Source organism: Streptomyces albidus (ex Kaewkla and Franco 2022) (assembly GCF_013870515.1).
GTDB lineage: Bacteria > Actinomycetota > Actinomycetes > Streptomycetales > Streptomycetaceae > Streptomyces > Streptomyces albidus.
Map to the genome: position 1 here is coordinate 1 of NZ_JACBXA010000303.1, position 6,168 is coordinate 6,168.

General features: G+C 71.5%; 3 protein-coding genes and 2 pseudogenes. All 5 read right to left on the bottom strand.

The window, feature by feature from the left end; all coding sequences use genetic code 11:
• Positions 1 to 675 (bottom strand): annotated as a pseudogene (locus tag H5J26_RS27300) (ATP synthase F0 subunit B); the annotation flags it as partial.
• Positions 676 to 748: 73 nt separating this feature from the next.
• Positions 749 to 1,228, bottom strand: coding sequence for a pantetheine-phosphate adenylyltransferase (gene coaD, locus H5J26_RS27305; RefSeq protein WP_181768639.1), 480 nt, complete (start codon positions 1,226 to 1,228; stop codon positions 749 to 751).
• 56 nt (positions 1,229 to 1,284) lie between these two features.
• Positions 1,285 to 1,884, bottom strand: a complete 600-nt coding sequence (gene rsmD / locus H5J26_RS27310) for a 16S rRNA (guanine(966)-N(2))-methyltransferase RsmD (protein WP_181768640.1) — start codon at positions 1,882 to 1,884, stop codon at positions 1,285 to 1,287.
• 137 nt (positions 1,885 to 2,021) lie between these two features.
• Positions 2,022 to 5,033 carry a helicase-related protein gene (locus tag H5J26_RS27315; RefSeq protein WP_235981180.1) on the bottom strand — a complete coding sequence of 1,004 codons (3,012 nt, stop codon included), beginning with the start codon at positions 5,031 to 5,033 and terminating at the stop codon, positions 2,022 to 2,024.
• A 114-nt stretch (positions 5,034 to 5,147) separates the two neighbouring features.
• Positions 5,148 to 6,168: pseudogene (locus H5J26_RS27320) on the bottom strand (dihydroxyacetone kinase); the annotation flags it as partial.

The following is a 6,168-nucleotide window of genomic DNA, read 5'->3' on the forward strand; positions in this document are numbered from 1 at the left end:
CTCGGCCGCGTCCTGGGCGGCCATGTGCGCGCCCAGCTCGTCGGCGGGGCGGTGGCCCAGCAGCTTGGAGCGGCCCCTGCCGACAGCCTCGAGGGTCTTGGTCAGCACGGCCGAGACGGATCCCAGACGGGCGTCCACGTAGTTGTCGGCGCGCTGCCGCAGCTCCTGCGGGTCGGTGGAGCGCTCCGGTGCGTCCTCGGCGTACTCCTCGTTCCACTCCTCGGAACCGGGGCCGCTGCCGAGCAGCTTGTCGCGGCCTCGTTCGACGGAGCCGATGGTCTTGCTGAGCACGACCTCGAAGTTGGCGAGCTTGCTGTCGACGTAGTCGTCCGCCTCGGCGCGGATCTCCGCCGCCTCCTGCCGGGCCTGGGCGAGGAGTTGATCGGCCTCGGCCTGTGCCTGACGGACGACCTCCGTGCCGGAGACCAGGGATCCGCGCTCCGCGTGCCCGGATTCGATGATGCGCTGTGCCTCGGCCTGGGCCTCGGCGACCATCTGCTCACGGCCGCCGAGGAGTTGCTCGGCCTGTGCGAGGGATCCCGGCAGGGCTTCCCGCACTTCACCGAGCATGGCGAGAAGTTCGGCTCGGTTGACCACGCAAGAGGCCGACATGGGCATCGCGCGTGCGCTGTCCACGGCCGACACGATCTCGTCGAGTTTCTGCTGAACGTCCACGAAGGTGACTGTACGGCCACCGGCACCCAACTCGACAGCGGACGGCCCTCAAGCGGGTTTCCGGTGGAAGGGTTCAGGGCTTGGCGAGGCGGGCGGCCAGGGCCCGGTGCACCGGCTCCGGCACCAGGTGGGAGACGTCACCGCCCCAGGTGGCGACCTCCTTGACCAGACTCGAGGAGAGGAAGCTGTAGGCCGGGTTGGTCGGCACGAAGAGCGTCTCGACGCCGGTGAGGCCGTTGTTCATCTGCGCCATCTGCAACTCGTAGTCGAAGTCCGAGACGGCGCGCAGGCCCTTGACGATCGCCGGGATGTCGCGGTCCTTGCAGAAGTCGACGAGCAGCCCGTGGAAGGCCTCCACGCGCACGTTGCCGAAGGCCGCGGTGACTTCGTGGATGAGGTCGATGCGCTCGTCGACCGAGAAGAGACCCTGCTTCGAGTTGTTGATCATCACGGCCACGTAGACCGAGTCGTAGAGCTTCGAGGCCCGGGCGATGATGTCGAGGTGTCCGTTGGTGATGGGATCGAAAGATCCTGGACAGACTGCGCGACGCACTGGTGTTTCCTCGCTCTCCGGACGTTCGGGGGCCGGTGAGGCGTCCCCGGAAGAGGTCAACATGACGCGGGAGTAACTCCGCGTTCAGCGGCGCGACCGTACCAGAGCGTGCCCTCGCCGTAGCGCCGGGACCGGAGCCCCTCGAAGCCCTCGGGCCAGCGGAATTCACCGCCCCGAGTGCTTCGCTCCACCGTGGCGAGCGCATCGTCCGCCAGCCAGTGGCCGGACCGGAGTGTGAGCAGGATCTCCCGCAGGTGTTCGTCGGTGAGGACGTAGGGCGGATCGAGGAAAACCAGGTCGTACGGGGGGTCCGGTGCGGGCCCCGAGACGACCTGTTCGGCCTTCGCGTGCCGTACCTCGGCACCGGGCAGCCCGAGCGCGCGGACGTTCTGGCGGATGGTGCCTGCCGCCCGTGCGTCCGACTCGACCAGGGTGACGTGCGCGGCGCCGCGTGAGAGCGCCTCCAGGCCGACTGCGCCGGAACCGCCGTACAGGTCCAGGACGCGTGCGCCGTGCCATGGCGCCGCGCCGCCCAACTGGGCCTCCCAGCTGGAGAACATGCCCTCGCGTGCCCGGTCGGAGGTCGGCCTGGTGCCCTGGCCCGGGGGCACGCTCAGCCTCCGGCCGCCGACGGCGCCTGCGATCACGCGGGTCATGGTGGCGAAGCCCTTCGTCCAGTCGTCCAGCAGGCTCGGCCGCGGGCGGGCCGGCCCGGTTCGTTCCGGTCGTCGGAATCGAGGATCCCACGGCCGGGGAGCAGGCGCTCCACGCCGGGCAGCCGCTGCCCGGCCGGTCAGCCCTTGTCGAGGTAGTCCTCGCGTTCCTCATCGAGGAGCGCCGCCAGCGCCGTTCGCAGCTCCGGCAGGTGCTCCAGCTCCGGGTCGTCGGCGACGAGGGCGGTCGCCGCCTCCCGTGCGGCCTCGATGATCTCCTCGTCCTCGATCACCGCGAGCATCCGCAGCGACGAGCGGACGCCCGACTGCGCCTGGCCCAGCACGTCGCCCTCGCGGCGCTGCTCCAGGTCGATGCGGGAGAGCTCGAAGCCGTCCAGGGTGGCGGCGACGGCCTCCAGCCGGGCTCGCGCCGGACCGGCCTCCGGGGCTTCGGTGACCAGCAGGCACAGGCCCGCCGCGGCACCGCGGCCGACGCGGCCACGCAACTGGTGGAGCTGGGAGACGCCGAAACGGTCGGCGTCCATGATGGCCATGACCGTGGCGTTGGGGACGTTGACGCCGACCTCGATGACGGTGGTCGCCACCAGGACGTCCACATCTCCGGCGGCGAAGCGGCGCATCACGTCGTCCTTGGCGTCCGGCTGCATGCGCCCGTGGAGGACCTCCACACGCAGACCGGCGAGCGGTCCCGACCTCAGCTCCGCGGCGACATCGAGGACGGCGAGCGGCGGGCGCTTGTCCGCCTCGTCGGCGTCGGCCTCCTCCTCCGCCTTCTTGCTCTTGCTCTTGCCCTTCGCCGGGGGCTCCTCCTCGTCCCCGATGCGCGGGCAGACCACGTACGTCTGGTGCCCGGCCTCGGTCTCCTCCCGCACGCGCTCCCATGTACGGGCGAGGAAGTGCGGCTTGTCCCGCGCCGGGACGACATGGCTTGCGATGGGCGAGCGTCCGGCGGGGAGTTGGTCGAGGACGGACGTCTCCAGGTCGCCGAAGACCGTCATGGCGACGGTGCGCGGGATGGGCGTCGCCGTCATGACCAGGAGGTGGGGCGGCTGCTTGCCCTTGGAGCGCAGGGCGTCACGCTGCTCGACGCCGAAGCGGTGCTGCTCGTCGACGACGACGAGGCCGAGATCGTGGAACTGGACCTTGTCCTCGATCAGGGCGTGCGTGCCGATGACGATGCCTGCTTCCCCTGTGACCAGGTCCAGCAGGGCCTGCCGTCGGGCTGCCGCACCCATGGATCCGGTGAGCAGGACGACCTTCGTGGCCTGTTCGGCGCCGCCGAGCATGCCGCCCTCGGCGAGCTCGCCCATCATCTCCGTGACCGAGCGGTGGTGCTGCTGGGCGAGGACCTCGGTGGGGGCGAGCAGCGCGGCCTGACCGCCGCCGTCGACCACTGTCAGCATGGCGCGAAGGGCCACCATCGTGTTGTGCGTGACGGTGAAGTTGTCGGTGACGTAGGCACGGTCGGGGTGGCGCACGCTGATGCACTGGACCTGCTTGCGTCCGACGAACTCCACGCCGTTGATGTGGCGGCGCAGCGCGCCCGGATCGTCGTTCGGCGCCCACCCGGCCAGCTTGTGCTCCGAGCGGAACGGGCAGTGCTGGGGCGGCAGTCGGAGGGAGACCGCGGCGTCCGGCCCGATGCGGGCGTGGCCGCCGAGCGAGCGTACGAGCCATGCGACGTCCTCGACGAGGGCCGGTGATGCGGCGCGGAAGGTGACCCCGTGCGGGTCGTCGCCGTGCCCCGCCTCGCCCCGGGCGTCGAGGAGCCCTTGGAGCACCGCGAGCCGGTTCTTGACGGTGTTGTCCCTGTAGTCGCGGGAGACGCCTCCGGCGCCGGCTGCGCCCAGCGTCAGGCCGTGCTCGTACGGATCGTCGTCGGCCTCCGCGGGGGCACCGAGATCCACCGGCACCGCGTCCGGCAGGCACCACTTCGGTGAGCCGTCGCGGGAGACGAGGTCGTGTCTGATCTCCCGCGTCGTCAGCACCTTCAGGTCCGCTGCGCGACCCTGGCCTCCGGCTCCGCCCGGCAGCGCGATGGCGCCCCCGGGAGCGGCGTCCGAGTCGGCCACCAGCCACAGGTGCTCGTCGTCGCACTCGACGCTGCTTCCGTCCGAGAGCAGCAACCGCCAGACCTCACGCTCCCCTTGGGGGAAGACGCCTTCCACGGGCGCCAACTCGCCTGAGGGGGTGACCACTTCGTCGCCGACGCCGATCGCTCCCATGCGGCGGAAGCCGCCGGGGGTCAGCACTTGGGCGTCCAGCGGCTGGGCCTTGCCGGATCCCACCTCGCCCTGGAGCAGGCGGTGCATGGGGTGTTCGGTGGCCAGGTCGGCGAAGATCTCGCTGCTGACGTGACGTTGGCCGTCGGTGAGAGTGAAGGGCAGCTTCGCGTCGAAGGCGTCCATCAGGCCGCCTTCGGCCGGTACGCGTGCCACGGCGGGCAGTTGGGCGTCTGCCATGCGGCGGCGCGCGAGGGCGACCTGGAGGACGAACGCCTCGTCCCATTTCAGACGGTCCCGTGCGAAGGCGACGTCCACCTTCGTGCGCGGCTTGTGCACCTTCTCGAACGCGTCGGGCAACGGGATCAGCCGGCGCTCCTCGCGAATGCCGGACGGCAGCGGGTCGACGAGCCCGTCCCAGCCGGTGGCCTCCATCGAACCGAGCACCATCTCGACGGCCTTGGCGATCTTCCACGAGGCCATCTGCGCCACGGCCGGGTAGATCGGCATCAGCCTGTTGGCGAACGCGTCCACATCCTCGGCCTCGCTGCCGGCGCCCAGGAGCTCGTACTGCGGATGTGCGAGCTGGAGGCGGCGGTTGAAGACGCCGACCTTGCCCGCGAACATCGCGCGACGGCCGGGCACCAGGTCCCGCTGGGGGATGAAGATGCCCCGCCCGAAGAAGACGAGCTGCAACTGCCCGCTGCCGTCGGTGAGGACGACCTCGAGCCGCTGCCCCCTGCCGCGGTTGAACTTGTGCACGGCGGACTTGGCGACCTGGGCGACGACCGTCACGTGCTCGTCGAGCGGGAGGTCCGCCAGCCGTGTCAGCTGGCCTCGCTCCTCGTAACGCCGCGGGTAGTGGTGGAGGAGATCGCCGACCGTGTGCAGGTCGAGGTGTTCGGCCATCACCTTCGCGGTGTTGCCGCCGAGGATCTTCTTCAGGGATTCGTCGAGCGCGGGCACGCCCCCATTGCACACCATGGCGGTGACAGGACCGGTGCATTGCGCACGGTCAGGCCGTCACTCGACGCCGATGAGCAACGGGGCGTCCTGCTGCCGTCCTTCGTAGACGACCGTGTCGACGGCGAGGTGGCCGCTGCGCACCTGCTCCTCCAGCCGCTCGACCAGGCCCGGCGGGGCCCCGTCGCCGACCACGAGTGTCACCATCTCCCCGCCGGCGGCGAGCATCCGCTCCAGCACCTCGGCGGCGGCCTCCGAGACGTCGGCGCCGATCACCGCGACGTCTCCCTCGACGAGCCCGAGCACGTCGCCGGCCTGGCAGACGCCCGCCATGGTCCACGAGCGGCGCTCGGCGACGATCACCTCGCCGTAGCGGGTGGCTCCGGCGGCGGAGGTCATGGCGACGACGTCCTCGTCGAAGCGGCGTTCCGGATCGTGCACGGCGAGGGCGGCTACGCCCTGCACGGCGGCGCGGGTGGGGACGACGGCGACGCGTACCCCCGCGGAGTTCCGGGCCTCCTGGGCGGCGTGCGCGGCAACGGCGTGCAGATCGGCGTCGTTGGGCAGCAGGACGACCTCCGCGGCGCCTGTGGCGCGTACAGCTGCCGCGAGCGCGTCGCCGTCGGCCGCTTCCTTGGCGCGTACGACCGTGGCTCCCGCCTCCTCGCACAGCCCGGCCAGACCGTCGCCGTGCACGACGGCGAGGACGGCGCGGACCAGCGTGCCCGAAGGCGGCTCCGAGGGCTCGTGGACCTGGACGGAGACGGCTGCGGCGGCCGGAGCCGAGGAGGGGACGGCAGGGCCCGCCAGACGTTCCGTGGAGGCGGCGGGCGCGCACGATTCCTCGGGCGTTCCGGTGTCGAGGTGGGTGATGCGGACGCGGTGCGGGTGGCCTGCCGCGATGCCCGCCTCCACGGCGGCACCGGCGTCGTCCACGTGCACGTGGACGCTCCACAGGCCGTCTCCCCCGCCGACGACGAGCGAGTCGCCCAGTCCGTCGAGACGCTCGCGCAGCGCGCTCACCGCGGCGTCGTCGGCGTCGAGCAGGTACATCACCTCGTACGCGGGGTCCCCGGCCGGG

Excerpts from the sequence above, each read along its gene's own strand:
- rsmD (WP_181768640.1), bottom strand. The coding sequence starts at position 1,884 with ATGACCCGCGTGATCGCAGGCGCCGTCGGCGGCCGGAGGCTGAGCGTG.
- H5J26_RS27315 (WP_235981180.1), bottom strand. The coding sequence starts at position 5,033 with ATGGCCGAACACCTCGACCTGCACACGGTCGGCGATCTCCTCCACCAC.